We start from the raw sequence: 1,886 nt of genomic DNA on the forward strand, positions 1-1,886 counted from the left end.
ATTTTTCTTCTAACGAAATTTTGCTTATTAAATAAAGAATTATAATTTTAATTGAAAATAATTGTTCATAAGTGAATTAAAATAGTGATTGTTCCCCTTTACGTATAAAAAAAGAAAAAATATATGAATTATATAAAGAAAATCCATTAACAATAATTTTTTCAATAGGTATATAAAAAAAGAAAGAGAAATTTTTTATTCAAATTCCTTGATAAATTTAGAAAAAATCTGTATAATAGACATAGGAAAAGAAAGTTATTTAAAAAATGGAAGGAAGAAAGATTATGAAAAAAAGACCAGTAGTTTTAATAATTTTGGATGGATGGGGGATGAATCATCACGATAATGAAGTTGATGGAGTAAAATTGGCTCATCCAGTTAATTTTAACAAATATCTTAAAGAGTATCCTCATACTGAATTGAGAGCAGATGGAGAATTTGTTGGGCTGCCTGAAGGACAGTTTGGAAATTCTGAAGTTGGGCATACAAATATTGGTGCTGGAAGAGTTGTCTACCAAATGTTGCCAAAAATCTCAAAAGCTATTAAAGAAGGTACAATTTTAGAAAATAAAGTGTTATCAGATATTATGGAAACTACAAAAGCTAATGGAAAAGCTTTACATATTACAGGATTAACTTCTGATGGTGGAGTTCACTGTCACATTGACCACTTAATTGGGTTAGTTGATATGGCTAAGAAAAAAGGACTTACAGAAGTTTATGTTCATGCGATTATGGATGGAAGAGATACTGCCCCTGAAAGTGGAGTGGAATATTTAGCTCAATTGCAAAAAGCATTGGATGAACTTGGTGTAGGAAAAATTGCTACAGTTGTAGGAAGATATTATGCAATGGATAGAGATAATAACTGGGACAGAGTGGAACTTGCCTATAATGCCCTAACTTCTGGAGAAGGAAACTTGGCAGCTACTGCTGACGAGGCAATCAGAAATTCTTATGCAGAAGGAATTACAGACGAATTTGTAAAACCTGTTAAAATTGGTTCAAAAGACAATGGATTAATTAAAGATGGAGATGGTGTTATTTTTGCAAACTTTAGACCTGATAGAGCTAGACAATTGACTAGAACATTTGTTGACCCTGAGTTTAATGGATTTACAAGAAAAGTTTATCCTAAAGTAAACTTTGCTACAATGGCTCAATATGATGCAACATTCAGTTCACCAGTGGCATTCCCGCCTGAAACAATTATAAATGGATTTGGGGAAGTTGTATCAAAAGCTGGATTAATTCAAGTAAGAACAGCAGAAACTGAAAAATATGCACACGTTACATTCTTCTTCAATGGTGGAAAAGAGGAGCCATATCCAGGAGAAATCAGATTATTGTCTGATTCACCAAAAGTTGCAACTTATGATTTACAGCCTGAAATGAGTGCTTATGAAGTTAAAGAGAACCTAATTAAAGAATTAAATACTGGAAAAGTTGACACAGTTGTATTAAACTTCGCAAATCCTGACATGGTTGGACATACAGGAAATGTTGATGCTGTTATTCAAGCTTGTCAAGCAGTAGACAACTGTACAGGACAAATTGTAAGAAAAGTATTGGAACTTGATGGTGCAGTATTAATTACAGCAGATCACGGAAATGCTGACTTATTAGTAAATCCTGAAACTAAAGAGCCTCATACAGCACACACTGTAAATCCAGTTCCATTCATTTTCATTACAAACGATATGAAGGATACAAAATTGAGAACAGATGGAAAACTGGCTGATATTACTCCAACAATGCTTGATTTATTAGGATTAGAAAAACCAGCTGAAATGGATGGAAGCACTTTAATAGTAAAATAATTTCAATTAAATTAAATAACTTTTAATTTAGGAATCTCTCTAATAAAATATTTAGAGAGATTTTTT

The 1,886-nt window shown here is 32.0% G+C and carries 1 protein-coding gene; it reads left to right on the forward strand.

The genetic code is table 11. The features are described from left to right. Positions 1–284: 284 nt before the first annotated feature. Positions 285–1,820 (forward strand): 2,3-bisphosphoglycerate-independent phosphoglycerate mutase, encoded by a 1,536-nt coding sequence (gene gpmI / locus Q0370_RS01500; protein ID WP_299571155.1) that lies wholly within the window; start codon positions 285–287, stop codon positions 1,818–1,820. Positions 1,821–1,886 lie beyond the last annotated feature (66 nt).

Source organism: uncultured Leptotrichia sp. (genome assembly GCF_938036635.1).
GTDB classification, from domain to species: domain Bacteria; phylum Fusobacteriota; class Fusobacteriia; order Fusobacteriales; family Leptotrichiaceae; genus Leptotrichia; species Leptotrichia hongkongensis.

What these genes read in the sequence shown, in the direction of transcription:
- gpmI (WP_299571155.1), top strand. Translation starts at nt 285, where the DNA reads ATGAAAAAAAGACCAGTAGTTTTAATAATTTTGGATGGATGGGGGATG.